The sequence below is a fragment of the Xanthobacter dioxanivorans genome, from assembly GCF_016807805.1.
Taxonomy (GTDB): Bacteria; Pseudomonadota; Alphaproteobacteria; order Rhizobiales; family Xanthobacteraceae; genus Xanthobacter; species Xanthobacter dioxanivorans.
Genome location: NZ_CP063362.1, coordinates 3532045 through 3556062, shown reverse-complemented (window position 1 = coordinate 3556062; position 24018 = coordinate 3532045). Strand labels below are relative to the sequence as shown.

Sequence of the window (24018 nt, the reverse complement as noted above, 5' to 3'; positions counted from 1 at the left end):
CTCGTCTTCAAGGGCCCGGACGTCTCAGACCAGGTTCGGCTCCGGATCGGCGCACCAGCTCGAAGAGGTAAACACGTGCAAGTTCTCGTCCGCGACAACAATGTTGATCAGGCCCTCAAGGCGCTCAAGAAGAAGATGCAGCGCGAGGGGATCTTCCGCGAGATGAAGCTGCGTGGCCACTACGAGAAGCCGTCCGAAAAGCGGGCCCGCGAGGAGGCCGAGGCCATCCGCCGCGCCCGCAAGCTGGCCCGTAAGCGTGCCCAGCGCGAGGGGCTGATCCCCTCCAAGCCGCGCCCCACGCGCTGATCGCGACCGGCGCGCCGGGTCGTTTCCCGGCGCATTCGGGCGCTTCTTCGCGTCGACCTCCGAAGTTCTGAGCCTGAAGTCTCCGCGCGAGCCGCCTCGCGCGGATTTTGCTTTTGTGTCCCCGACGCGCCAGCCGCCCCCCACCGACCTTGCGAGCCGGGTGCGCACGCGGATTTTTTAAGCCTGACGGCGGATTTACGGCTCTCCTTCATTCAATCTGCTCCCAACCGGAACTAGAGTGCGGACCCGGTGCCGCAAAGGGACGCAACGTGTCGCACCGCGCGCTGCGGACCCGGACCAGCGCCGAAGGCGTTGAAAGTCCTGTGGCACGATCGTCCGGGCGTCTCCGCAAGGAAACGGCCCGAGCGGGCGGGAGGCCGGGCATCTCGGGAGGTCGGGCATCCGCGCCATCGAGGCGTCCGGCGCCTCCGGGGGTATCCTCGCCTTCCGGGCATCCTCGCTTTCCGGGCATCCTCTTGTGGGAGAAGCGTATGGTCGCGCGCGTGGTCACGGTCGAGCCCTTCGATATCGTCGTCTTCGGCGCCACGGGAGACCTCGCCCGGCGCAAGCTTCTGCCCGCCTTGTTCGAGCGGGACCTCGCCGGGCAGCTCCCGGAGGAAGCACGCATCATCGGCGTCTCCCGCCGCCCCATGCCGCGCGATGAATTCCAGACGTTCGCCCACGAGGCGGTGGGCCTGTCCGACGGCATCGAGGAGGTGGCGCCCGCGCGCCTCGCCGGCTTCCTCGATCGGCTCGATTATGTGGCCGTCGACGCCGTGACCGACGAGGGCTGGGCAAACCTCGCCCACACGCTGGAAGAAGGCCGCGAACGGGTGCGCGTCTTCTATCTCGCGGTCGGACCTGACCTTTTCGACCCCATCTGCTCACGCATCGGCGCCCACGGCCTCGTCACCGAGAAGACGCGGGTGGTGGTGGAGAAGCCGGTGGGCAAGGACCTCGCCTCGGCGCTCGAGGTGAATGCGGCGGTGGGCCGGGTCTTCCGCGAGGAAGCCGTGTTCCGCATCGACCACTATCTCGGCAAGGAGACGGTGCAGAACCTGATGGCGCTGCGCTTCGCCAATGCCCTGTTCGAACCGGTGTGGAACAACGCCCATATCGACCATGTGCAGATCACGGTGGCGGAGAGCATCGGGACAGCCGGCCGCGCCGGCTATTACGACACCGCCGGCGCGCTGCGCGACATGGTGCAGAACCACATCCTCCAGCTGCTGTGCCTCGTCGCCATGGAGCCGCCGGTCTCCCTCGACGCGGACGCGGTGCGCGACGAGAAGCTGAAGGTGCTGAAGGCGCTGGAGCCCATCGACGAGCGCAATGCCGCCCAGTTCACCGTGCGCGGCCAGTATCGCGCCGGAGCGTCCGCCGGCGGCGCCGTGCCGGGATATCTGGAGGAGCTGGGCTCCGGCCAATCCGAAACGGAGACCTTCGTGGCGCTGAAGGCGGAGATCGGCAACTGGCGCTGGGCCGGCGTGCCCTTCTACCTGCGCACCGGCAAGCGCCTCGCCGCCCGCGTCTCGGAGATCGTGGTCGCCTTCCGCCCCATTCCCCATTCGGTGTTCGACGGCCAGGCCGGCCCCATCATGGCCAACCGCCTCGTCATCCGCCTGCAGCCCGACGAGGGTGTGAAGCTGTGGCTCATGATCAAGGATCCCGGCCCCGGTGGCATGCGCCTCCAGCACGTGCCGCTGGACATGAGCTTCGCCAGCGTGTTCGGCGTCCGGAACCCGGATGCCTACGAGCGCCTGATCATGGACGTGATCCGCGGCAACCAGACCCTGTTCATGCGCCGCGACGAGGTGGAGGCCGCCTGGCGCTGGGTCGGCCCCATCCTCGAGGCCTGGCGCGGCTCCCGCGAACCGCCCAAGCCCTACACCGCCGGCACCTGGGGTCCCTCGGCCGCCATCGCCCTGATCGAGCGCGACGGGCGCACCTGGACCGACGACGCGTGAGCGGGCCCGTGCGCCGCCCCTCCCCCATCGCCCTCGCGACCTATGCGGACGCCGCGGCCCTCGCCCGGGCCCTCGCCGCCCACGTGGCCGAGGCGCTGCGGGCCCGCATCGCGCGGGACGGCACCGCGAGCCTCGCCGTCTCCGGCGGGCGCACGCCGGTGCGCTTCCTCGAAGCCCTGTCGGGCGCGCCCATCGACTGGAGCCGGGTGGCGGTGACGCTGGTGGACGAGCGGTGGGTTCCGGAGAGCTCGGAGCGCTCCAACGCCGCCCTCGTGCGCCGACACCTGCTCGACGGCCCGGCGGCCGCAGCGCGCTTCGTGCCGCTCTATACCGGCGATCCGACACCGGAGGCGGGCCTCGCCGCCGCCGAAGCGCGCATCACCAGCCTTCCCGCCCCCTTTTCCGCCGTGGTGCTGGGCATGGGCGATGACGGGCACACCGCGTCCTTCTTCCCCGGCGCCGAGGCGCTTGCCGACGCCATCGACCCGGCGGCGACGGCGCCGCTCGTCGCGGTACGGGCCGAGGCGGCGGGCGAGCCGCGCATCACCTTCACCCTGCCCCGCCTCGTATCGGCCGACACGCTGCTTCTGCACATCGAAGGCATGGGCAAACGCGCGGTGCTGGAGCGCGCCTGCGCGCCCGGCGATGTGGCCGAGCTGCCCATCCGTGCCGTGCTCGACAACGCCCGCGCACCTCTCGACGTGCTGTGGTGCCCCTGACGGAGGTTCTTGCCGATGACCGCTGATCGTTCCGCGATCGACTCCGCCTTCGAGGCGCTCGTCACCGTCCGGCGGGGACAGACCGGGCAGATCCTCGATTTGTTCGCGGTGCCCGACCGGTTCGAGCGCTTCTCCTGTGCCTACGGCGACCTGCTTCTCGATTTCTCCAAGACCGCCATCTCGCAGGAGGCGCTGAAACGGCTCCTGGACCTCGCCGCGGCGGCGCAGGTGGAGACGCAGCGCGAGGCCATGTTCGCCGGCGACCACATCAATCTGACCGAGGATCGCGCGGTGCTGCACACCGCTCTGCGGGAGCGGTCCGGCGATCCCCTCCCGGTGGACGGCATCGACGTGCAGCCCGGCATCGAGGAGACGCTGCAACGCCTGTCCGCCTTCGCCTCCGGCGTGCGCGACGGCCGCATCGCCGGCGCCCGCGGGCATGCCTTCACCGACGTGGTGAACATCGGCATCGGCGGGTCCGACCTTGGCCCCGCCATGGTGACCGGGGCTCTCGCCCCCTATCATGACGGCCCGCGTTGTCACTTCGTCTCCAATGTGGATGGCGCACACATCGCCGACCTGCTGAAGCGGCTCGACCCGATCTCCACCCTCTTCATCGTCGCGTCGAAGACCTTCACCACGGTGGAGACCATGTGCAACGCGGCCACCGCCCGCGCCTTCATCGCCGGCGCGCTGGGCGAGGAAGCGGTCGGCGCCCATTTCGCCGCCGTCTCCACCGCGCGCGACCAGGTGGCGGCGTTCGGCATCGCGGCGGAGCGGACGTTCGGCTTCTGGGACTGGGTCGGCGGGCGCTACTCGGTCTGGTCCGCCGTCGGCCTGCCGGTGATGATCGCCATCGGCCCGGACCGGTTCGGCGAGTTCCTGGCAGGCGCGGCGGCCATGGACGCGCATTTCCGCTCGGCGCCGCTGGACCAGAATCTGCCGGTTCTGTTCGCCCTCGTGGGGCTCTGGCACCGCAACGTCTGCTCCTATCCCAGCCGCGCCATCATCCCCTACGACCAGCGCTTGGCGCGTCTTCCGGCCTATCTCCAGCAGCTGGACATGGAATCGAACGGCAAGAGCGTGACGCGCGACGGACAAAAGACGGCGCGCGCCACCGGCCCCATCGTCTGGGGCGAGCCGGGCACCAATGCGCAACACGCCTTCTTCCAACTGCTCCACCAGGGCACGGACATCGTGCCCGTGGAGTTCCTGGTGGCGGCGGAGGGACACGAGCCGGAGCTGAGGAACCACCAGGACCTGCTGGTCGCCAACTGCCTCGCCCAGTCGGAAGCGCTGATGCGCGGGCGGAGCCTGGAGCAGGCAGCGGCGCAGCTCGCGGCCAAGGGCCTCGCCGAGGAGGAGGTGGCACGCCTTGCTCCGCACCGCGTCTTCCCCGGCGACCGCCCATCGGTGACCATCGCCTATGCGGTGCTGGACCCGTTCACGCTCGGACGGATCATCGCCCTCTATGAGCACCGTGTGTTCGTCGAGGCGGCGGTGTGGGACATCAACGCCTTCGACCAGTGGGGCGTGGAGCTGGGCAAGGAACTCGCCACCCAGTTCCTGCCGGCCATGACCGGCGCGCCCCTTCCGGCCGGGACCTCGCCCTCCACCGCCGGCCTCCTTGCCCATCTCAAGGGGCTCGCCCAGGCCTGAGGCGGCGCGGCGCCTCGTCGCGCCGGCAGCTCTCCCGTTGATGGCGTCCCGCAACGATGCTGCTATGCAGCATTGAGGGGGAACCCGTGCGTATTATGTATACCACGGCATGGCCCGGATGGGCTAGAACGCTCTCAGCTCAAGGGCGCGTGGTGGCGCCTGGCTTCGGCACTTGAGGTGCCGGGAGAAAGAATATGAACGCACTGGAACTTACGGCCCTTGGCCTTTTCGGGATCGTGCTTTCGCTGGCGGTCACCGGCATCTCCGCGGACAAGCCCTACATGACCGCCGCAGGCGGCATGGGCATTCCGGTGGAGGACGTCCTTCTGCAGGCCCCCGAACCGCGCTTCGCCCAGGTGCGCCACGCGGCGAACGACGCGGTCGCGCCCGCCATGGCGGTGCCCCGCGGGAACTGATCGGAAAAAAGGAAAAAGAGGGAGCGGCAAGCCGCCCCCTCCAGGTGGGCCCGGGGTAGGTGGGCCAAAGGCGTTTTCGGCGGGCCGGTTCGGCCCGCGCGCTCAGCCGGCGACCTTGGCGCCGCTCGCCTTCACCACCTCGGCGGCGGTGGCGCCGGCCACGAAGCGGGCGCGGAGCGGCTTGAGCACCAGGAGGGCCATGAGCGCCGCGACGGCGTTGACCGCGGCGGTGATCATGAACACCAGGTCCCAGTTGCCCAGGCTCGCCACGGCGACCGATGCCATGGGGACCACCAGCGATGCGGTGCCCTTCGCGGTGTAGAGGAGACCGGCATTGGTGGTGGCGTAGCGCGAGCCGAACGTGTCGCCGCAGGTCGCCGGGAAGAGCGAGTAGATCTCGCCCCAGGCGAAGAAGACGAGCCCCGTCAGCAGCACGAACAGCACCGGGTTGGAGCCGAAGTGGGCGAGCGCCAGCACGCCGACAGCCTCCAGGCCGAAGGCGATGAACATGGTGTTCTCACGCCCGATATTGTCCGACACCCAGCCGAAGAAAGGACGGGTCAGGCCGTTCAGCACCCGGTCGATGGACAGGGCGAAGGTCAGCGCCGGCATGGTGAGGCCGAGCAGCGACACCGGCACGTCGGCGATCTTGAAGTCCTTGGCGATGGAGCCGAGCTGGGCCGTCGCCATGAGGCCGCCAGCCGCCACCAGCACGAACATCAGATACATGACCCAGAACACCGGGGCCTTCAGCATCTCGCCTGGGCCGTAATTGCGCCGGCTCTGGTTGACCGTGGGGACGGCTACCACCGGAAGCTGGCCTTCCTTCGGAGCCGCCAGGAAGAACGAGAGCACGAGAACGACCGCGCCCTGGATCAGGCCGAAGAAGAGAAAGGTGTGCTCGTAGCCCTGCGACTTGATCATGGCCGCGATGGGCACGATCGTCAGGGCCGATCCGGCGCCGAAGCCGGCGGCGGTGATGCCGGCGGCAAGGCCGCGGCGATCCGGGAACCATTTCAGCGCCGAGCCGACGCAGGTCCCGTAGACGGCGCCCGCACCAGTACCGCCGAGGGCGGCCGAGATGTAGAGCATGGTGAGGCTGTCCGCCATCGAGTTCAGCACCCAGGACAGACCGCAGAGAATGGCGCCGACGAAGACCACGATGCGCGGGCCGAACTTGTCCACGAACCAGCCCTCGACCGGCACCAGCCAAGTCTCGAACACGACGAAGATGGTGAAGGCCACCTGGATGGCGGCGCGGCCCCACTGGTGCTTCTCGTTCATCGGCTCGACGAACAGCGTCCAGCCGTATTGCAGGTTGGCGATCATGGACATGCACACGACGCCAATGGCGAGTTGCAGCCAGCGCCCGCCCAGGGGACCCGCGACGGGGCCTGCGGCGGGACCGCGCGTGGGCGCGGAGGTGTTCTGAGGCATTTCCTTCCCTTTCTCACTGGGGATCATCGAGAGCGATGAACGGCCCGTGACGGTCGCCATTCTGTTGCGGGCTTCTTTGCGCCGTTGATGTTCGGCCGACCCGCTCGCGTACCACGGAGAAAGGTGTATCGAAAATATCGTATACATAATGCATGTAACAGCTACCTAACCGCTACATCCGCTGTATTACAGGCTTTCAGGGGCGACTGCGACAGCCTGAAGGCGAATACCCCCGGCCTTCAGTGGCCTTTTTCTTGATTCCTTCTGCGCCACGCCTGCGCGAATATCTGCCCAACACTTTGCCATACGCTCTTACAATTGCGGCAATGCATCATGCGGGCTGCCGATACCGTCGTGACCGCGGTGCGCATGGGGCGGATGGGCGTATGCGTGTACGGGCTTCGGTCCTTCGCCAGGCACGGCGCGGACAAAAAAAGCCCCGGCGCAGGCCGGGGCTTGAGGAACCGCCACAAGGACGGTGGAGGGACTTTTTATCCGCTCACGTGATCACGGACCCCCGGCGTCGGGTAAACCCGCCATGCGGCACGTGGCGGCATGATGCGACCATGATGGGACAAGGCTCAGGCCGTGACCTCGCGCGTCGCCGCGGCCCGCGCCGCAGCCTCCGCGTTGAGGCGATGGTGGCGCGCCAGCATGGGCCGGAGCACGAACAGGGCGCCGAAAGCGGCCGTCAGGTCCATGGCCGCCACGGTGTAGAGCACCGTGGTCCAGCTTCCCGTCGCCTCCATCAGGATGTTGGCGAGCGGCACCAGCAAGGCGGCGAAGCCCTTGGCCGTGTAGAGCATGCCGTAGATCTTGCCGATATGCTTGGAGCCGAACGTATCCGCGGCCGTGGCCGAGAACAGGGAATAGACTTCGCCCCAGGCCAGGAAGACCACGCCCGAGAGGATGATGAAGGCCCATGGATTGTGGCCGAACGTCCCCAGCGCGACGATGCCGATGCCTTCCATGGCGAAGGCGAAGAACATGGTCTTCTCACGGCCGATATGGTCCGAGATCCAGCCGAAGAAGGGCCGAGAGAAGCCGTTCAGGATGCGGTCCAGCATCAGCGCGAACGGCAGAGCGGCCATTGCGAAGAAATAGAGGTTCACCTCGATATGCTTCACGCCGAGGTCTTCGGCGATCACGCCCAGCTGCGCCACCGCCATGAGGCCGCCGGACACGGTGAGGACGAACAGGGTGAGCATGATCCAGAACACCGGGGTCTGGAGCGCCTCGCCCAGGGTGTAGTCGCGCCGGCTCTGGGCCACGGTGGAGGAATAGACGACCTCGGTCTTCGACGGCGCCCGCAGGAAGCCGGCGGCGAGCAGGATGACCGCGCCCTGCACCAGGCCGAAGGTGAAGAAGGTCTCCTGGTAGCCGCTCGACTTGATCATGGCGGCGATGGGCAGGATGGTGAGCACCGTGCCCGAACCATAGCCGGCGGCGGTGAGCCCCACGGCGAGGCCGCGCCGGTCGGGAAACCACTTCAGCGCGGCGTTCACGCAGGTGGCATAGACACAGCCGACGCCGATGCCGCCGACGGCGGCGGCCACGTAGAGCGCGGTGAGCGAGGTCGCGTAAGAGTTCAGCACCCAGGAGAGGCCGGTGAACAGGCCGCCCACCATCACCATCACCCGCGGCCCATACTTGTCGATGAAATAGCCTTCGATGGGGGTGAGCCAGGTCTGCACCACCACGAACACGGTGAAGGCCACCTGCACCGAGGCGCGCGTCCACCCGTGGGTGCTGACGATCTCGGGCACGAACAACGTCCAGGAATACTGAATGTTCGCGGCGGCAACCATGCAGACCACGCCGGCGATCAATTGCATCCAGCGATTCGTCGCTGGTGCCTTAACTGCAGCTTCAACCATCTTCCTACCCCTTGGCACAATTTCTTATTTTGGTGTTGGTAACCGCCTCATCCTCTTTTCCCTCATGAGGCGGCGGATTGCTCGGACGGGTGATTTTTGCTCCCGTCAGACGGCACCGGCGGCACGCATGCCGGCGATCTCTTCTTCAGTGAAACCGAGGTCGGCGAGCACCGCCTGCGTGTGCTCGCCCAGCAGGGGAGCACGGTCCACCGGAACATGGCTCGCCGAAAGCTGTATCGGCGAGCCGAGCGTCACGTAGCTGCCCCGCTCGGGGTGCGGCACCTCCACCAGGAAGCCGCGCTCGTAGAGCGCCCGGTCGTCCAGGATGTCCCGGGTGGAAAGCACCGGGCCGCAGGGCACGTCGATGGCCTTGAGCGCGGCCATGACCTCGAACTTGGTGCGCTTCACCGTCCAGCGCTCGATGATCTCGAAGCACTGGTCGAGGCGCTGGGCGCGGGCCTCGTGGGCGGCGAACTTGGGATCGTCGATGAGGTCCTTGCGGCCCACCAAACGCATCAGCGGCGCCCAGCCCTGGGGCTGGATGATGACGTAGCAGAAGTCATTCTCGCCCCCCGGCGCGCAGCGCAGCGCCGCTCCCGGCTGGCCGCCGCCGGACGCATTGCCGGCGCGGGGAACGCAATCGCCCTCGGGAGCGCCGGGATATTCGGTGAGCGGACCCGCGTCGAGACGCTGCTGGTCGCGCAGCTTCACGCGCAGCAGGTTCATGACGCAATCCTGCATGGCCACGTCCACCCGCTGGCCCTCGCCCGTCACCGTGCGCTGATAGAGGGCGGCGAGGATGCCGGCGACGCAGTGGATGCCGGTGCCGGTGTCGCCGATCTGGGCGCTGGAGGCGGTCGGCGGGCCGGACCGCCATCCGGTGGTGCTCATGGCGCCACCCATGGCTTGGGCGATGGTCTCATAGGCCTTGGCATCAATGCCGGAGGCCTCCGCGAAGCCGCGGATGGAGGCATAGATCAGGCGCGGGTTACGGGCGCGCACCGCCTCGTAGCCGAAGCCCTGGCGCTCGAGCACGCCGGGGCCGAAATTCTCCACCATCACGTCGCAGGCGTCGATGAGGCGCCCCAGCGCCTCCTGGCCCTGCGGCGTCTTGATGTTCAGCGTCACGCTGCGCTTGTTGGCGTTCAGCATGGTGAAATAGAGACTGTCCACATTGGACTTGTCCCGCAGCTGCGAGCGGGTGATGTCCCCCCGCCGCGGCATCTCAACCTTGACGACATCCGCCCCCAGCCACGCAAGAAGCTGCGTCGCCGACGGGCCGGACTGCACGTGCGTCATGTCCAGGACGCGTACGCCGTCGAGCGCGTTGCCCATGCACCACTCCCGGATTTCCTAGCCCTTGTCTTGCTGGGTGCCGGTCTGCGCCGGCTTGGACTGACCCTGAGGATCATCGCCCGTGGCACTGTGTACGACATTACGTATGCCAGATACCAAGACTAACATCATCATTTCCCCGCCGCAATCTTCTTCAGCGACGATGGGTCAGCTCCCCCCGCCGGGCTCAGCGCAGCGGCGTGAGGTGGGCGTCCATGCCGCCCAGCGCGGGATCGAGAAGGGTCTTCATCTCCGCTTCCCGCAGGTAGTGGCGCATGAGGTCAGTGGCGCTGATGACGCCGATGAGCGTGTATTCTTCCATCACCGGCAGATGCCGCACCTGGTGCTCGTCCATGAGACGCAGGACGGTGGCGATGCCGTCGTCGAGGCGGCAGGAGATGACCTCCCGCTTGAGCAGGCTCGCAAGCAGCATGCGCGGGGTGTTGCTTCCGTGCTCCAGAAGCGCGCGCGTCACGTCGCGCTCGGAGAACACGCCCATCACGGTGCTCCCCTCGGTGCCGCAGATGTCGGTGACGATGACGGAGGAGATGTTCTCCCGCTTCATCACCCGGACGGCGTCGGCCACGGTCTCCTGCATGCGCAGGGTGACAACGCGGGTATGGCGCTTCTCGCGCAGGATATCGTCGACGGTGATCATGATGTCCTCCCCTGGCGGCGCCTGCCGCCTCGTATGCGGACCGTTCAATGCGGCCCTTGGACACTGATGCTGGTATTCAGAATACATTCTGTCAACGCGCAGTGCGGGAGGAGGGAGGGGGGATTTTGCTGCATCGCAACGACAGGGCGCAGCTATCCATGCGTCATTACCTGCCCTAACGCCTATTCGGCGATCTGATATGATGTATTCAATACGCCGCGCGGAGAATCACACGTTGCGGCGGGCGGTGGGAATTCCGGCGACCGGCCGAGCGCGTCGACGAGCCTAAGGCGAAGGGGTGCGATGACGTACCAGGATATCAACGTGAAGCCGATCGAGACGGAATCGAGCTTCCGGATGAAGGCCTACAAGGCGCTGAAGGCGGCCATCATGGAGATGGACATCTACAGCCACCCCGAGGAAATCCGCCTCGAGGAGCGTCAGCTCTCCGAGAAGCTGGGCGTCTCCCGCACGCCGATCCGCGAGGCCATGACCCTTCTGGAGCAGGAAGGGTTCGTGCGCTCGGTACCGCGCCGCGGCATCTTCGTGGTCCGCAAGTCCAAGCGGGAGATCATCGAGATGATCACCGTCTGGGCCGCCCTAGAGGGCATGGCGGCGCGGCTGGCCTGCGAGCGGGCGAGCGAGGCCGAGATCCGCCTCCTGCGCGAGAATGTGCGCGCCTTCGCCAACCGCGACCCGGAAGAGTTCGTGTCCGAGTATTCGGAGGCCAACCTCGCCTTTCACAAGCTCATCATCCGCATGTCCGGCTGCGCGCTGATCGGCGAGACGACCGAGAGCCTGTTCCCGCATATGCGCGGCGTGCGCAAGGTCACCATCGGCCAGGATCACCGGGCGCAGCGCTCCATCCTCGACCACACCCGCATCGTGGAAGCCATCGAGAAGCGCGACGCGGATCTTGCCGAGCGTCTGGTGCGCGAGCACACGCTGGGCCTCGCCCGGCACGTGGCAGAGCACGGCCACTTCCTCGACTGACCTTGCCTGGACTGACCTTGTCCGGACGGACCTTTCCGGACTGACCTTTCCGGACTGACCTTTCGGTGTTTTCGGATTAAAGAGGGGGGCGCCCCTCCGGGGGAGAAGGGACCCATGCGGCATGGGTCCGCACAAGGGCAGCCTCCTCATCCCATGCGCTATGCCAATCTCGTCAAGAACATCTCCAACTGGCCCACCTACTTCGCCTTCAAGTACGGCCTGACCCAGGCGCCCGTGGCCCATTTCCGGCTGCGCTCGGGCGTCGAGGTGAAGGTGCCGCGCGAGGTGCTGCACGAGTTCAAGGAAGTGTTCTTCGACGAGGCCTACCTCAAGGGGATGCCGCTCCCGGTGCAGCCCGGCGATACCGTCGTCGACATCGGCGCGAACATCGGCGCCTTCAGCATGTTCGCCCTGCATCGCCTGGCGGCCGGACGGGTGATCGCCTTCGAGCCGGACCCGGTCAATTTCGCTCACCTGTCCGCCAACGCCGCCCTCGCCGCCGGCCGGCTGGTGCCGGTGCCGCAGGCCATCTCCGACACGGCGGGGGAAATGACCTTCCATCGTGGAAATGCAGGCGGCGTCTCCACCTCCGGTTCGCTGCTGAGCACGAAGGGGGAGAAGGTGACGGTGGCGACGACGACGCTCGAGGAGGCCTTTGCCCGCCACGGCATCGAAAGCTGCGCCTTCCTCAAGATGGATTGCGAGGGCGCCGAGTTTTCCATCCTCTATGGCGCGTCCGACGGCGTGCTGAAGCGCATCCGCCAGATGGTGATCGAGGTGCATGACCAGAAGCAGTCGCCGCGCACCCGCGCCGACCTGAAGGCCCACCTCGTCGCCAAGGGCTTCCGTCTCAGGGACGGCATGCACGATCTGCTGTGGGCGTGGCGGGAGGACTGAACCTTCCCGAAGCCCTCGCCACTCCGAGGCCTCCCTGGCCCCCCAACGAAAAAGGCCGGCTCCAGGATATCCCCGGCGCCGGCCTTTTCAGTCCAGGGGCGGCGCGCTCAGGCCGCCTTGCTCTTCTCGATCATCTGCACGAAGCGATCGAAGAGATAGTGGCTGTCGTGCGGGCCGGGGCTCGCCTCGGGATGGTACTGCACCGAGAAGACCGGCCGGTCGGCCAGCGCGATGCCGGCATTGGAGCCGTCGAACAGGGAGACGTGGGTCTCGATCGCATTTTCCGGCAAGCTGCCACGATCCACGGCGAAACCGTGGTTCATGGAGGTGATCTCCACCTTGCCGGTGGTGAGGTCCTTCACCGGGTGGTTCGCGCCGTGGTGCCCCTGGTGCATCTTCATGGTGCGCCCGCCCACCGCGAGGCCGATCATCTGGTGGCCGAGGCAGATGCCGAAGGTGGGCACGCCGCTGGCGATGATCTCGCGAATCACCGGCACCGCATATTCCCCCGTCGCCGCCGGATCGCCCGGGCCGTTGGAGAGGAAGACGCCGTCCGGCTTCAGCGCCAGGATGTCCCCGGCCGAGGCCGTGGCCGGCACCACCGTCACCTTGCAGCCGGCGCTGGCGAGCAGGCGCAGGATGTTGCGCTTCACGCCATAGTCCACCGCCACCACATGGTGGCGGGGCGCATCCTCGCGGCCGTATCCGGTCGCCCAGCCCCAGGTGGTCTCGTCCCAGGCGAAGCGCTGGGCCGAGGTGACGCCAGGCACGAGGTCCATGCCCACGAGGCCGGGCCACTGGCGCGCCTCGGCCTTGAGCGCGTCGAGATCGAAGACGCCGTCGCGGGAATGGGCGATGACCGCGTTGGGCATGCCGCCCTCGCGGATGAGGGCGGTGAGCGCGCGGGTGTCGATGCCGCTGATGCCGGGGATGCCGCGCGCCTTCAGCCACTCGTCGAGGTGGCGGGTGGCGCGGTAGTTGGACGGCTCGGTCACCGCTGTGCGCAGCACCACGCCGCGCACGCCGGAGGACTGGGCCATGGACACCGTCTCGATGTCCTCTTCGTTGGTGCCCACATTGCCGATGTGCGGGAAGGTGAAGGTGATGATCTGGCCCGCATAGGAGGGATCCGTGAGGATCTCCTCGTAGCCGGTGATGGCGGTGTTGAAGCACACCTCGCCAGCCAGGCTCGCCTCGGCACCGATGCCGAAGCCTTCGAGCACCGTGCCGTCGGCGAGGACGAGCACAGCCGTGGGCTTGGGCTCGCTCCAGCCTTCGGCGGGGGGCGTCGCATCCCGGCCCGCGGCCGGGGCGGTCAGGGCGTGGTCTTGTTCGTTCGTCATGGATCGCCTAGATAGAGGCTCACGCGCGACGTTTCCAGCGTCAAGCGCGTGAATTTGTGCGTCGCGGTGCATGTGGACCCGCAGATGTCGGGCCACGGCTGCGGTCGAAAGCGCGGTCGAGCGGACGCAGGGAGCCTCCTGCGGAGGCGTGGCGGCCACGCGGAAGAGGCCCGGCCGCCTTCTCCCTCCCGCGCCAGCACTTCCATCCGGATCACAATTGCAACAAGGACAACGTTCCGTGCTTCGTGACGACATCAATGCGGCTCTGAAAGAGTCACTGAAGGCCCAGGACAAGCGCCGCACCGGCACGCTGCGCCTGATCAACGCGGCGCTGAAGGACCGCGACATCGAGCAGCGCGGCCACGGCAAGGACCCCCTGACCGACGACGAACTGCGGGCGCTCCTCGCGAAGATGGTGAAGCAGCGCGAGGAGAGCGCGAAGATCTATGACGAGGCCGGGCGCCCCGAGCTCGCCGCGCAGGAGCGCGAGGAGATCACCTACATCCAGGCCTTCCTGCCGCAGCAGCTCTCCGAGGCCGACACCCGCGCCGCCATCGCCGCGGTGATCGCCGAGATCGAGGCCAAGGGCATCAAGGACATGGGCCGCACCATGGCGGTCCTCAAGGAGCGCCATGCCGGCGCCATCGACTTCGGCAAGGCCTCTGGCTGGGTGAAGGACGCGCTCACCAACGCGGGCTGACGCTGTCCGCCCCACCTTTGGGGCCGCCCCGACCACGCGTCGGCGGCGGCTCCAGGCCCCGCCCGCGCGCAAAAGGCGCGTGCGCCGGCAACCCGATGGCGGGGACGGCCGGCGTCCGGCAGCAGCGCGCCTGACCGCGGGCAGGCCGCAGAAAGAGAATTTAACACCGGAAGGTGGTATTCAGGACATCGGCCAGCGAACCCGTGACAGCCGGGCCCGTGCCGAAAGGGCCGGCCGATCAGCGATTGCCTTGGCCCCGACTGCGGCGGGCAGCATGTGCGCACGCATTTCGCGAGATGACCGGCTGTGGATAACGAGGATAGTGCGAGCCGGCGCGGCCGGCGCGGCCGCGCCCCCCACCGGCATGCGATCGGCGCTGCCGCACCCGCTCCTGTTTCGCTAGACTGATGGGCTGACGCCCCGGACCCTGACCCGAATGCGCTTCCCACCCGCCTTCCTCGACGAGATCCGCGCCCGCCTCCCGGTGTCCGAGGTGGTGGGCCGGCGGGTCCGGCTGAAGAAGCAAGGACGCGAGTTCGCCGGCCTCTCCCCCTTCAACGCGGAGAAGACCCCGTCCTTCTTCGTCAATGACCAGAAGGGCTTCTACCACTGCTTCTCCTCCGGCAAGCACGGGGACGTGTTCGACTTCCTGATGGAGACCGAGGGCGTGCCCTTCGGCGAAGCGGTGGAGCGTCTCGCCTCCATGGCCGGCCTGCCGGTACCGCAGGCCACCCCCGAGGCGGCGAAGAAGGAAGAGCGCCGGCGCACCCTGTTCGAGGTGATGGCGCTGGCCGCCCGGCATTTCGAGGAGACGCTGCAGTCACGCCTCGGCGCGAAGGCGCGCGGCTATCTCGCCGACCGCGAGCTCGGCGCCGCCACCCAGAAGCGATTCGGCCTCGGCTACGCCGCGGGGGAGCGCTTCCACCTCAAGGAGGCCCTCGGCAAGGCAGGTGTGCCGGTGGAAGACATGGTGGAAGCCGGCCTGCTCATCGCCGGCGACGACATTCCGGTACCCTACGACCGTTTCCGCGACCGGGTGATGTTCCCCATCACCGACCTGAAGGGCCGTATCGTCGCGTTCGGCGGCCGGGCCCTGGAGAAGGACGTCCCGGCCAAGTACCTGAATTCGCCGGAAACCCCGCTCTTTCACAAGGGATCACTGCTCTATAACGGCTTCGCCGCCCGCACCGCCGCCCAGTCGGGGGCGCGGGTGATCGCGGTGGAAGGCTATGTGGACGTGATCGCCATGGCGGAGGCCGGCTTCGGCGCCACCGTCGCCCCCCTGGGCACGGCGCTGACGGAAGAGCAGCTGCAGCTGCTCTGGCGCATGTCCGAGGAGCCGCTGCTGCTGTTCGACGGCGACAAGGCCGGCCGCCGCGCCGCCCATCGCGCCATCGACCTCGCCTTGCCGCACCTGAAGGCCGGCCGCAGCCTCGCCTTCGCCGCCCTGCCGGAGGGGCAGGACCCGGACGACCTCATCCGCCGCTCCGGCCGCGAGGCCATGGAACAGGTGCTGGTGCAGGCCCGGCCGCTGGCGGCGGAATTGTGGGCGCGGGAAAGCGAGGCCGCCTCCCTCGACACGCCGGAACGCCGGGCGGCGCTGGAAGGGCGCCTGAACGAGGTGGTCTCGGCCATCGCCGACGAGACCGTGCGCAAGCACTACCGGCAGGACCTGCTGGGCCGCTTCAACGCCCTCATCGCCCCCCAGGAACGCGGGCCGGCCAAGGGACGACGCGAGAGCTGGCAGGCGGGCCCCCGGGCCCGCAAGGGCACTCCCCTTCCCCCGCCCCTGGTGCCCCGAGGCACGGAAATCGCCCGCAGCGCCCTGGTGCGCGGACCCATGGCGGCGTTGCCGCGCAATGAGGCCCTGCTGCTGTTCTGCCTCATCAACCACGCCTTCCTCCTCGACGAGGCCAGCGAGGAGGTGGCGAACCTGCCCTTGGCCAATCCGGAAGCGGACCGGATGCGCCGGGCGCTGGTCGAAGCCAATCTCGACGGCCTCGACGCCGCGAGCCTTGCCGAACGCCTCGGACAGGCGGATCTTGAGGCCCTGACCCGCCGGGTAAGAGCCCTGGCCGACCCGCGGCACGACTGGCCGGCATATCCTGATACCGCACCAGCCGACGTCCGGCTCTGGTGGCATCAGCGTATGGCCTTGCATCACAAGGCTCACGCGCTATCTAGAGAGTTGAAGGAGGCCGAGCGCACCTTGGGGGAGGACCCCAGTGAAGCGAATTTCGCCTGGCTTCGGGATGTCCGCGAGCGCCTGTCGGCGCTGGACGGGACCGAGGCATTGGTGGAAGGCTTCGGTGCGTCGTCAGGCCGGAGCGCGGCGCGATCCATCTAGGAGCGGGCATGCGAATTTTTATTTCGCCCGGGCGGGCATGGCGCTGAAAGATGCCATAGTCCGGCGCGAAGCAGAACGGAAGGCAGCCTAGCGCATCCACCATTGGGGTTGGAAGGACGTTCAGGCTGGTTTAACGGGATGGCGTCAAAAAAGCCGCTCCCGGGCACAAGGGCAAAAGGTGGCGAGGCCGAGGGGCCGCGCCGCCGTTCTGCTGTTGTCATTCGGCGGGATCAGCAGGAGAAGTCTATGGCGAAGCAAGCTTCCGAGACGACCGAGGCTCCGGAGAAGGAGACCGACGCGCCCGACGGCCCGTTGCTCGACCTCTCGGACGCCGCCGTCCGGAAGATGATCAAGAACGCCAAGCGGCGGGGCTACGTGACCTACGAGCAGCTCAATGAGGTGATGCCCTCCGAGGAGGTCACCTCCGAGCAGATCGAAGACACCCTCGCCATGCTCAACGACATGGGCATCAACGTCATCGAGGCCGAGGAAGCCGAGGCCGAAGAGGGCAGCGAGGAGGCCGAGACGGCCGACGAGCCCGAGGAGAGCGAGGGCGGCGAGATCGCCGAGGCCGCGCCCGCGTCGCGTGCGGTCACGCGTTCGGAGGCCAAGTCCGAGCCGGCCGAGCGCACCGACGATCCGGTGCGCATGTACCTGCGCGAGATGGGCTCGGTGGAGCTGCTCTCCCGCGAGGGCGAAATCGCCATCGCCAAGCGCATCGAGGCCGGCCGCGAGGCGATGATCGCCGGCCTGTGCGAGAGCCCGCTGACGTTCCAGGCCATCATCATCTGGCGCGACGAGCTCACCGAGGGCCGCGTGCTGCTGCGCGACATCATCGACCTCGAAGCCACCTACGCCGGTCCCGAGGGCAAGAATCCGCCTGCGGCATTGGGCGAGGAAGCAGCCCTTTCGCCCGAAGCCGGCGAGGACGGCCTGCTGGGCGATGCCCCCGGCCCGGAGGGCGACGACGACGACATGGAGAATTCCATGTCCCTCGCCGCCATGGAGGCGGAGATCAAGCCGAAGGTGGTGGAAACCTTCGACCGCATCGCCTCGTCCTATACCAAGCTCCGGCGCCTGCAGGACCAGAACGTCGAATCGAAGCTGAAGAACGAGACCCTGTCGCCGGCGCAGGAGCGCAAGGCGAAGAAGCTCAAGGAAGACCTCGTCGGCGACGTGAAGAGCCTGTCCCTCAACCAGGCGCGCATCGACGCCCTGGTGGAGCAGCTCTACGAGATCAACAAGCGCCTCGTGGGGCTGGAAGGGCGGCTGCTGCGCCTCTCCGACAGCTACGGCGTGACCCGCGACGACTTCCTGAAGAACTACATGGGCTCGGAACTCGATCCCAAGTGGGTGCTACGCGTCTCCAAGCTCGGCTCGCGCGGCTGGAAGGGTTTCGTCGCCCACGAGAAGGACACCATCCGCGACCTGCGCGGCGACATCCATGCCTTGGCCACCGAGACCGGGCTGGAGATCGCCGAGTTCCGCAAGATCGTGCAGATGGTGCAGAAGGGCGAGAAGGAAGCCCGCCAGGCGAAGAAGGAAATGGTGGAGGCCAATTTGCGCCTCGTCATCTCCATCGCCAAGAAGTACACGAACCGCGGCCTGCAGTTCCTGGACCTGATCCAGGAGGGCAACATCGGCCTGATGAAGGCGGTGGACAAGTTCGAGTACCGGCGCGGCTACAAGTTCTCCACCTACGCCACGTGGTGGATCCGGCAGGCCATCACCCGGTCCATCGCCGACCAGGCGCGCACCATCCGCATTCCCGTGCACATGATCGAGACGATCAACAAGATCGTGCGCACGAGCCGGCAGATGCTGCACGAGATCGGCCGCGAGCCCACTCCGGAGGAACTGGCCGAAAAGCTCGGCATGCCGCTGGAGAAGGTGCGCAAGGTGCTGAAGATCGCCAAGGAGCCCATCTCCCTCGAAACGCCCATCGGCGACGAGGAGGATTCCCACCTCGGCGATTTCATCGAGGACAAGAACGCCATCCTGCCCATCGACGCGGCGATCCAAAGCAATCTTCGCGAGACGACGACGCGGGTTCTCGCGTCGCTGACCCCGCGCGAGGAACGCGTGCTGCGCATGCGCTTCGGCATCGGCATGAACACGGACCACACCCTCGAGGAGGTGGGCCAGCAGTTCTCGGTGACCCGCGAGCGTATCCGCCAGATCGAGGCCAAGGCGCTGAGGAAACTGAAGCACCCGAGCCGCTCGCGCAAGCTCAGGTCGTTCCTCGACAACTGAGCCGCGCCCCTCGCCCACGATCGGACGGCAGGCCTCGGCCTGCCGTTTGCTTTTGCGCGTCTTTCCGCGGTGCACGCCGCTTCGGAATGATCCCCCGACAGCTGTGCCGCGCAAGGCAATCACCGTCGTCCTCCGGCTTGACCGGAGCACCCATCCCGCCCTTTGCACCGACCGATGGATGCACCTTCGGTCAAGCCGGAGGGCGACGGCGGTGACAAATCTGCTATCGCGTCCCGGACGCATGGAGCGTCCCGTGGGACGTCCCATGGGGCGTCAGCGGAATGCGAGCCGGGGCCCAGCGGACGGGCTCGCCGAAGGCGCTTCCTGATCCAACGGTTCCGGGCATTGCCCGCTGCGCGGAAGTCTCGCGCTGGACCCCGGATCAGCGCTCCGGCTGCGCCGTCGCTTGTCCGGGGAGCAACCTCACACCCCCAGATAGCGCGACGCCAGCCCCGCATCGGCCACGAAGGCCGCGGCCGGCCCCGCGTGCACCACCCGCCCCTTCTCCATCACCGCCGCCTGCTCGCACACCTGCGCCAGCGCGGAGACATGCTTGTCGATGACGATCAGCGACAGCCCCTCCCCTTTCAGCATCGACAGGACGGCCCAGATCTCCGCGCGGATGAGCGGGGCGAGACCCTCCGTCGCCTCATCCAAGATGAGGAGGCGCGGGTTGGTCATCAGCGCCCGGCCGATGGCCAGCATCTGCTGCTCGCCGCCGGAGATGCGGTTGCCGAAATGCCGTCGCCGCTCGGCGAGGCGCGGAAACAGCCCGTAGACGCGCTCCAGCGTCCACGCCCTCTGCCCCGCGCGCGGCAGGGCAGCGGTGGCGATCAAATTCTCTTCCACCGTCAGCGTCGGGAAGATCTGCCGCCCCTCGGGCACGAGGCCGATGCCAAGCCGCGCGATCCGGTGGGGCTTGAGCCCGGCCAGCGGCACGCCATCGAACGTCCGGCTCCCCCCCGTCGGCGGCACCAGCCCCAGGATGGCGCGCACGGTGGTGGTCTTGCCCATGCCGTTGCGGCCCATAAGCGCCAGCGCGGCCCCCGCCGGCACGTCGAGATCGACGCCGAACAGCACCGGCGCGCCGCCATAGCCGGCGGTGAGGCCGCGCAGGGCGAGAAGTGCGGTCATGCCTCCTCCCCCAGATAGGCGGCCTTCACCCGGTCATCGGCGCGCACCTCGTCCGGCGTCCCGCAGGCAATGATGCGGCCAGCCACCAGCACGCTGATGCGATCGGCGAGGCGGAACACCGCTTCCATGTCGTGTTCCACGAGCAGAATGGCATATTGCCGCTTGAGGCGCTCCAGCAGGGCCACCATGGCGGCGGATTCCGTCGGCCCCGTCCCGGCCATGGGCTCGTCGAGCAGCAGCAGGCGCGGCCGGGCGGCGAGCCCCATGGCGAGCTCGAGCGCCCGCTTCTCCCCGTGGCTGAGGCCCGATGCGGCCACACGGCTGCGGCCGGCGAGCCCGACCTCGGCCAGCAGGAGCTCCGCCTGCGCATTTGCCTCGCGATCGGCGGAGGCGGGTCGCAGCAGGCGGAAGGTGCGCCCGCGCGCAGCCATCACGGCGAGCGCCACGTTCTCCCGCACGGTGAAGCCCGGAAAGACCGAGGTGATCTGGAAGGACCGGGCCAGGCCGCGCCGCGCCCGCCGGTGCACCGGCAGGCGCGTGATGTCCGACCCGGCAAAGCGGATGGCACCGGCGTCTGGCATCACCTCGCCGGCGATCTGCGCGACCAGCGTGGTCTTGCCCGCGCCATTGGGGCCGATGAGGGCATGGATCTCGCCGGAATGGACCGAAAGGTCCACGCCCGCCGTGACGTGCAGCGCGCCATAGGCCTTGGCGAGGCCGGAGATCTCCAGCAGCACCTCAGCCATCGCGCCGTCTCCCGAAAAGGGCGGAGAGGCCGCCGCGAGAGAGGACCAACAGCACCAGCAACGGGCCAAAGAGGATGCGCCAGTGCTCGGTGAGCCGGGACAGGCCCTCTTCCACCAGCACCACGCCCAGCGCTCCGATGACCGGCCCCAGAACCGTTCCGGCGCCGCCGGCCACCACCATCACGATGAGCTCGCCGGAGCGGTGCCAGGACAGATAGGCCGGGCTGACGAATTCGGCGAGGTTGGCATAGAGCGCGCCGGAAAGGCCCGCCAGCGCCCCGGCAATGGTGAAGGCGAGGAGGCGGTAGGGATAGGGATCCACCCCCAGGGCCCGCAGCCGCCGCTCGTTCTCCTTGCCCGCCGCCAGCACCCGGCCGAAGGGCGATGCCGCCAGAACGTGGCACGTGAGAACCGTGGCAACGAGGAGCCCGAGCACCGTGAAATGGAAGATCTTCGGATCCTTCAGCCAGCGCTGGCCGGCCACGGTGGAACGGGCGGCGAGCGTCAGGCCGTCGTCGCCGCCATAGGCCGAGAGGCTCTGGGCGACGAAGAAGGCCATCTGCCCGAAGGCCAGCGTGATCATGATGAAATAGACGCCCCGCGTCTTCAGCGAGACCGCGCCGGTGGCAAGGGCGAACAGCCCCGCGGCGGCCATGGCCACGGGGAAGGAGACGAGGGCGTCCCTCCCCCCCTCTTCCATCAGGATGCCCACCGCATAGGCGCCGATGCCCATGACCGCCGCATGGCCGAAGGAAACCAGCGCCCCTTGCCCCAGGATGAAGCCGAGGCTCACCGCCGCGAGCGCGAAGATCATGCCGCGCGCCACCAGCGACAGGGTGAAGGCGTCGGCGAACAGCGGGACCGCCGCGAGCGCACCGAACAGGAGGAAAGGCAGGAGGCGCCTCATGCCGGCGCCGGGAACAGGCCGCGCGGGCGGAAGAACAGCACCAGCGCCATCAGCAGGTAGACGCTCATGGAGGCGAGCGCCGGCCCCGCCGCGCTGGCGGCGCTGGCCGACATCACCAGCTTCAGGATGTCGGTGAGGAAGGAGCGGCCCAGCGTGTCGATGAGGCCCACCATGAGCGCCGCCACGAACGCCCCGCGGATGGACCCGATGCCGCCGATGACGATGACCACGAAGGCGAGGATGAGCAACCCGTCGCCCATGCCCGGCTCCACCGAGAGGATGGGCCCGGCCATGGCGCCGGCGAAGGCCGCCAGCATGGCGCCGAAGGCGAAGATGCGGGCAAACAGCCCGGCGATGTCCACCCCCAGCGCCGAGACCATGGGCGCGTTGGTGGCCCCCGCCCGCAGCAGCATGCCGGTGCGGGTGCGGGTGACGAGCACATAGAGCAGCCCCGCCACCAGCAGGCCGGCGCCGATCAGCACCAGCCGGTAGACCGGATAATTGAGCCCGTCCATGATCCGCACGGAACCCGAGAGCGCCTCCGGCATGGGGATGGCGAGGGGCGCCGAGCCCCACGTCATCTTCACCGCTTCGTTGACGAACAGGATGATGCCGAAGGTGGCGAGCACCTGTTCCAGGTGGTCCCGCCCGTAGAGCGGACGGATGACGAGCCGTTCCAGCACCAGCCCCAGCGCCAGCGCGGCGGCGAGGGCCAGCGGCAGGCCGAGCCAGAAGCTGCCGGTGAGCGCGGTGGCGGTGACCATGAGATAGGCGCCCAGCATGTACTGCACGCCGTGGGCGAGGTTGATCACGTCCATCACCCCGAACACCAGCGTCAGCCCTGCCGCCACCAGGAACAGCAGGATGCCGAGCTGCAGACCGTTGAGGATCTGGACGAGGAGGAGGGTGAGGGTCATGGATCGCAAAGGAGAGGTGGCGCCCCGGACAAGCGACACCGCAGGTGGAGCGCCGATCCGGGATCCAGGGGAAAAGTCGGCGAAGCCGGCAAAGCCCCGTCGCGGTCTCAGGTCACGCCGCCTACGGCGTAGCCTTGCGCTGGGCCCCGGCTCTGCTTCCGCTTAAGCTTCAGTCGGCCGGGGCGCGAGGGCGATTCACTTCATGTCGCACTTTTCCGCATAGGCGTCGCCATAGTTGGAGAAGATCTTCTCCGCCACCATGGTCTCCACCTTGCCGTCGCCGCGCTTGCCCACCTTCACCAGGTAGAAGTTCTGGATGGGAAACTGGTTGGTGTTGAACTTGAAGTCGCCGCGCACGCTGGAAAAGTCCGCCTTCTTCAGCGCCGCCCGCAGCGCCGCCTTGTCGGCGGTCTTGCCGCCGGTGGCCTTGAGCGCGCTGTCGATCAGCTTGGCCGCGTCATAGCCCTGCGCCGCGTAGAGGGCGGGGATGTAGCCGTATTCCTTCTCGAAGGCGGCAACGAAGGTCTTGTTGGCGGGCACGTCGAGGTTCGGCGCCCAGGCCGCGCCGGAATAGAAGCCCAGCGCCGCCTCGCCGGTGGCCGGAAGCGTGGTCTCGTCCACGGTGAAGGCGGAGAGGAAGGGCGTCGTCTCGGCAAGGCCGGCCTGACGGTACTGCTTCACCAGGTTCACGCCCATGCCGCCGGGCATGAAGGTGAAGACGGCGTCGGGCTTCGCCGCCGCGATCTTGGCGAGCTCGGCGGAGAAATCGAGCTGGCCGAGCTGGGTGTAGATCTCGTCCGCCACCTCGCCCTTGTAATAGCGCTTGAAGCCGGCGAGCGAATCCTTGCCAGCCTGGTAGTTCGGGGCCATCAGCACAACCTTCTTGTAGCCCTTGGACTGGGCATACTGGCCGAGCACCTCGTGGTTCTGGTCGTTCTGGTAGGAGGCCGAAAAGAAGAAGGGATTGCACCCCGCCCCGGCGATGGTGGACGGCCCCGCGTTGCCGGAGATGAGGAAGGTCTCGCTCGCCGTCACCGGCTTGGCCACCGCGCCCATGACGTTGGAGAAGACGACGCCGGCGACGAAGTCCACCTTGTCGCGCTCCAGGAGGCCCTTCACCTTCTGCACCGCGATGTCGGGCTTGAGCTCGTCATCGACCACGACCACCTCGGTCTCCTGCCCGCCAAGCTTGCCGCCGAGCTCCTTCACCGCCAGCAGGAAGCCGTCGCGCATGTGCTGGCCGAGCACGGCGGACGGGCCGGACAAAGTGGAAACGAGTCCCACCTTCACCGGATCGGCGGCGGCCGCGCCGGCGAGGGCGAACGTGCCTGCGAGAGCGGTTGCGGCGAGAAGTCCCTTGAGCTGCATGGCCGGATGGTCCCCACGATGGTCATGACGTGCCGGCAC

Annotated in this window: 20 protein-coding genes; 10 read left to right on the top strand and 10 right to left on the bottom strand. The window is 67.9% G+C overall.

Annotation, left to right across the window (positions count from 1 at the left end; all coding sequences use genetic code 11):
* Positions 1–75: 75 nt before the first annotated feature.
* From rpsU to EZH22_RS16515, 5 genes are all read left to right on the top strand, one after another.
* Positions 76–306 (top strand): 30S ribosomal protein S21, encoded by a 231-nt coding sequence (gene rpsU, locus EZH22_RS16535; RefSeq protein WP_012113273.1) that lies wholly within the window; start codon positions 76–78, stop codon positions 304–306.
* Positions 307–797: 491 nt separating this feature from the next.
* Positions 798–2273, top strand: a complete 1476-nt coding sequence (zwf, locus tag EZH22_RS16530) for a glucose-6-phosphate dehydrogenase (protein ID WP_203191638.1) — start codon at positions 798–800, stop codon at positions 2271–2273.
* Entirely contained in the window at positions 2270–2992 is a 723-nt protein-coding gene (gene pgl, locus EZH22_RS16525; protein ID WP_231711007.1) for a 6-phosphogluconolactonase, read from the top strand. The genes zwf and pgl overlap by 4 nt, the downstream gene beginning before the upstream one ends.
* 15 nt (positions 2993–3007) lie before the next feature.
* Complete coding sequence (gene pgi / locus EZH22_RS16520) at positions 3008–4651, top strand: glucose-6-phosphate isomerase (RefSeq protein WP_203191637.1); 1644 nt, start codon at positions 3008–3010, stop codon at positions 4649–4651.
* Between the two features lie 194 nt (positions 4652–4845).
* Positions 4846–5067 (top strand): hypothetical protein, encoded by a 222-nt coding sequence (locus EZH22_RS16515; RefSeq protein ID WP_203191636.1) that lies wholly within the window; start codon positions 4846–4848, stop codon positions 5065–5067.
* A gap of 102 nt (positions 5068–5169) precedes the next feature.
* On the opposite strand, the gene oxlT (EZH22_RS16510) is transcribed toward EZH22_RS16515, so the two are convergent.
* From oxlT (EZH22_RS16510) to EZH22_RS16495, 4 genes are all read right to left on the bottom strand, one after another.
* The gene (oxlT, locus tag EZH22_RS16510; RefSeq protein ID WP_203191635.1) at positions 5170–6504 is read right to left on the bottom strand and encodes an oxalate/formate MFS antiporter; all 1335 of its coding nucleotides are present in this window, start codon (positions 6502–6504) and stop codon (positions 5170–5172) included.
* 581 nt (positions 6505–7085) lie between these two features.
* Positions 7086–8312 carry an oxalate/formate MFS antiporter gene (oxlT, locus tag EZH22_RS16505; protein WP_231711543.1) on the bottom strand — a complete coding sequence of 409 codons (1227 nt, stop codon included), beginning with the start codon at positions 8310–8312 and terminating at the stop codon, positions 7086–7088.
* A gap of 174 nt (positions 8313–8486) precedes the next feature.
* Positions 8487–9716, bottom strand: coding sequence for a formyl-CoA transferase (frc, locus tag EZH22_RS16500; protein ID WP_203191633.1), 1230 nt, complete (start codon positions 9714–9716; stop codon positions 8487–8489).
* Positions 9717–9903: 187 nt separating this feature from the next.
* Complete coding sequence (locus EZH22_RS16495; protein ID WP_203191632.1) at positions 9904–10374, bottom strand: CBS domain-containing protein; 471 nt, start codon at positions 10372–10374, stop codon at positions 9904–9906.
* Between the two features lie 303 nt (positions 10375–10677).
* On the opposite strand from EZH22_RS16495, the gene EZH22_RS16490 reads away from it, so the two are divergent.
* Together EZH22_RS16490 and EZH22_RS16485 are read left to right on the top strand one after the other, a co-directional pair.
* A complete protein-coding gene (locus tag EZH22_RS16490; RefSeq protein WP_203191631.1) occupies positions 10678–11367 on the top strand; it encodes a GntR family transcriptional regulator in 690 nt (229 codons plus the stop codon).
* A gap of 114 nt (positions 11368–11481) precedes the next feature.
* Positions 11482–12264, top strand: a complete 783-nt coding sequence (locus tag EZH22_RS16485) for an FkbM family methyltransferase (protein WP_203191630.1) — start codon at positions 11482–11484, stop codon at positions 12262–12264.
* 107 nt (positions 12265–12371) lie between these two features.
* Here EZH22_RS16485 and carA read toward each other — a convergent pair whose 3' ends face one another.
* Positions 12372–13607, bottom strand: a complete 1236-nt coding sequence (gene carA / locus EZH22_RS16480; protein WP_231711006.1) for a glutamine-hydrolyzing carbamoyl-phosphate synthase small subunit — start codon at positions 13605–13607, stop codon at positions 12372–12374.
* A 238-nt stretch (positions 13608–13845) separates the two neighbouring features.
* On the opposite strand from carA, the gene EZH22_RS16475 reads away from it, so the two are divergent.
* The 3 genes from EZH22_RS16475 to rpoD all read left to right on the top strand — a co-directional run bounded on the left by EZH22_RS16475 (position 13846) and on the right by rpoD (position 18907).
* A complete protein-coding gene (locus tag EZH22_RS16475) occupies positions 13846–14307 on the top strand; it encodes a GatB/YqeY domain-containing protein (RefSeq protein WP_203191629.1) in 462 nt (153 codons plus the stop codon).
* Between the two features lie 436 nt (positions 14308–14743).
* Positions 14744–16654 (top strand): DNA primase, encoded by a 1911-nt coding sequence (gene dnaG, locus EZH22_RS16470; protein ID WP_203191628.1) that lies wholly within the window; start codon positions 14744–14746, stop codon positions 16652–16654.
* A gap of 246 nt (positions 16655–16900) precedes the next feature.
* On the top strand, positions 16901–18907 hold the full coding sequence (gene rpoD, locus EZH22_RS16465; RefSeq protein WP_203191627.1) for an RNA polymerase sigma factor RpoD: 2007 nt from the start codon (positions 16901–16903) through the stop codon (positions 18905–18907).
* Positions 18908–19330: 423 nt separating this feature from the next.
* Here rpoD and EZH22_RS16460 read toward each other — a convergent pair whose 3' ends face one another.
* The 5 genes from EZH22_RS16460 to EZH22_RS16440 form a co-directional block, all read right to left on the bottom strand.
* On the bottom strand, positions 19331–20041 hold the full coding sequence (locus EZH22_RS16460) for an ABC transporter ATP-binding protein (RefSeq protein ID WP_203191626.1): 711 nt from the start codon (positions 20039–20041) through the stop codon (positions 19331–19333).
* Positions 20038–20787, bottom strand: a complete 750-nt coding sequence (locus EZH22_RS16455) for an ABC transporter ATP-binding protein (protein ID WP_203191625.1) — start codon at positions 20785–20787, stop codon at positions 20038–20040. Before EZH22_RS16455 ends, EZH22_RS16460 begins: the two co-directional genes overlap by 4 nt.
* Positions 20780–21694: a branched-chain amino acid ABC transporter permease gene (locus EZH22_RS16450; RefSeq protein ID WP_203191624.1), complete on the bottom strand. Its 915-nt coding sequence runs from the start codon at positions 21692–21694 to the stop codon at positions 20780–20782. The genes EZH22_RS16455 and EZH22_RS16450 overlap by 8 nt, the downstream gene beginning before the upstream one ends.
* The gene (locus EZH22_RS16445; protein ID WP_203191623.1) at positions 21691–22611 is read right to left on the bottom strand and encodes a branched-chain amino acid ABC transporter permease; all 921 of its coding nucleotides are present in this window, start codon (positions 22609–22611) and stop codon (positions 21691–21693) included. The genes EZH22_RS16450 and EZH22_RS16445 overlap by 4 nt, the downstream gene beginning before the upstream one ends.
* A 195-nt stretch (positions 22612–22806) precedes the next feature.
* A complete protein-coding gene (locus EZH22_RS16440; protein ID WP_203191622.1) occupies positions 22807–23979 on the bottom strand; it encodes an ABC transporter substrate-binding protein in 1173 nt (390 codons plus the stop codon).
* Between the last annotated feature and the right edge of the window lie 39 nt (positions 23980–24018).

What these genes read in the sequence shown, in the direction of transcription:
- EZH22_RS16445 (WP_203191623.1), bottom strand. Translation starts at nt 22,611, where the DNA reads ATGACCCTCACCCTCCTCCTCGTCCAGATCCTCAACGGTCTGCAGCTC.
- oxlT (WP_203191635.1), bottom strand. Translation starts at nt 6,504, where the DNA reads ATGCCTCAGAACACCTCCGCGCCCACGCGCGGTCCCGCCGCAGGCCCC.
- pgi (WP_203191637.1), top strand. Translation starts at nt 3,008, where the DNA reads ATGACCGCTGATCGTTCCGCGATCGACTCCGCCTTCGAGGCGCTCGTC.
- EZH22_RS16495 (WP_203191632.1), bottom strand. Translation starts at nt 10,374, where the DNA reads ATGATCACCGTCGACGATATCCTGCGCGAGAAGCGCCATACCCGCGTT.
- rpoD (WP_203191627.1), top strand. Translation starts at nt 16,901, where the DNA reads ATGGCGAAGCAAGCTTCCGAGACGACCGAGGCTCCGGAGAAGGAGACC.
- carA (WP_231711006.1), bottom strand. Translation starts at nt 13,607, where the DNA reads ATGACGAACGAACAAGACCACGCCCTGACCGCCCCGGCCGCGGGCCGG.
- zwf (WP_203191638.1), top strand. Translation starts at nt 798, where the DNA reads ATGGTCGCGCGCGTGGTCACGGTCGAGCCCTTCGATATCGTCGTCTTC.
- EZH22_RS16490 (WP_203191631.1), top strand. Translation starts at nt 10,678, where the DNA reads ATGACGTACCAGGATATCAACGTGAAGCCGATCGAGACGGAATCGAGC.
- dnaG (WP_203191628.1), top strand. Translation starts at nt 14,744, where the DNA reads ATGCGCTTCCCACCCGCCTTCCTCGACGAGATCCGCGCCCGCCTCCCG.
- frc (WP_203191633.1), bottom strand. Translation starts at nt 9,716, where the DNA reads ATGGGCAACGCGCTCGACGGCGTACGCGTCCTGGACATGACGCACGTG.
- EZH22_RS16485 (WP_203191630.1), top strand. Translation starts at nt 11,482, where the DNA reads ATGCGGCATGGGTCCGCACAAGGGCAGCCTCCTCATCCCATGCGCTAT.
- oxlT (WP_231711543.1), bottom strand. Translation starts at nt 8,312, where the DNA reads ATGGTTGCCGCCGCGAACATTCAGTATTCCTGGACGTTGTTCGTGCCC.
- EZH22_RS16440 (WP_203191622.1), bottom strand. Translation starts at nt 23,979, where the DNA reads ATGCAGCTCAAGGGACTTCTCGCCGCAACCGCTCTCGCAGGCACGTTC.
- EZH22_RS16455 (WP_203191625.1), bottom strand. Translation starts at nt 20,787, where the DNA reads ATGGCTGAGGTGCTGCTGGAGATCTCCGGCCTCGCCAAGGCCTATGGC.
- EZH22_RS16460 (WP_203191626.1), bottom strand. Translation starts at nt 20,041, where the DNA reads ATGACCGCACTTCTCGCCCTGCGCGGCCTCACCGCCGGCTATGGCGGC.
- EZH22_RS16515 (WP_203191636.1), top strand. Translation starts at nt 4,846, where the DNA reads ATGAACGCACTGGAACTTACGGCCCTTGGCCTTTTCGGGATCGTGCTT.
- EZH22_RS16450 (WP_203191624.1), bottom strand. Translation starts at nt 21,694, where the DNA reads ATGAGGCGCCTCCTGCCTTTCCTCCTGTTCGGTGCGCTCGCGGCGGTC.